The sequence below is a fragment of the Microbacterium sp. GXF6406 genome, assembly GCF_054798215.1.
Genome location: NZ_JBSJZH010000062.1, coordinates 1 through 1,013, shown reverse-complemented (window position 1 = coordinate 1,013; position 1,013 = coordinate 1). Strand labels below are relative to the sequence as shown.

General features: G+C 65.1%; 1 protein-coding gene. It reads right to left on the bottom strand.

Going from position 1 to position 1,013, the window contains the following annotated elements:
* Positions 1 to 33: 33 nt before the first annotated feature.
* On the bottom strand, positions 34 to 909 hold the full coding sequence (locus tag ACWAUG_RS13600; protein WP_460802836.1) for an IS3 family transposase: 876 nt from the start codon (positions 907 to 909) through the stop codon (positions 34 to 36).
* Between the last annotated feature and the right edge of the window lie 104 nt (positions 910 to 1,013).

The window sequence follows — 1,013 nt, the reverse complement described above, 5'->3', positions numbered from 1 at the left end:
GGGCGTGAGGAACGGATCGGTGACAGGTTGGGTTTAGGCCGCGAGGGTGAGCGGCTCGGTTAGTTTCGCCTCGAACTCGATCGGAGTCAACCCGCCGAGCGCGTCCTGTGCCCGCTGCCGGTGATACTTCCGCTCGATCCAGACGACGATGGCCAGCCGCAGCTCCTGACGCGTCGCCCATCGCTGCTGGTTGAGCACATTCGTTTGAACGAGCGACCAGAAGCTCTCCATAGCGGCGTTATCTCCGGCGGCGCCGACACGGCCCATCGATCCGACCATGTCGTGTCGGCGGAGTTCGCGGGCCATGGCTCTGCTTCGAAACTGACTGCCTCTGTCTGCGTGCAGGATGCATCCGGCAACGTCGGCGCGACGGGTGACGGCGTTTCGGAGCGCGTCGACGGCGAGCTTCGCGGCCATCCGGTCGCTGATCGAGTAGCCCACGATCCGGTTGGAGTGGACGTCCTTGATCGCGCAACAGTAGAGCTTGCCTTCGCTCGTCCAATGTTCCGTGATATCCGTGAGCCAGACCCGGTTCGGGGCATCAGCGCGGAACACCCGCTGCACATGATCGTCGAACACCGGCGGGCCAGCCTTCTTGCCCTTCCCACGCCGGCGACGCTGCGCGGACGAGAGGATCCCCGCTTGCGAGCACAGCTTCCACGCCGTGCGCCTGCTCATCCGCCAGCCGGCCCGGCGGGCTTCATCGGCCAGGTATCGGTAGCCGAACGTCGGGTCCTCCGCGTGAGCGCCGTGAAGCGCGTTGATCCGATACGCGCGCAGCACGTCGGCGCTACGGACAGGGTCGTTCCGCCATCGGTAGTAGGGCTGTCTGGCGAGCTTGAGGACCCGGCACGACACCGTCACGGGGATCCCCGCGTCGGCGAGCTCAGATACGAGCGGGTATGTCATTTTGGGGAGCCACCGAGTTTCAGGTTGGCCTGCGACAGATATGCCGCGGCTTTCCTGAGGACCTCGTTCTCCTGCTCGAGAAGACGGATCCGCTTCTTCAACTC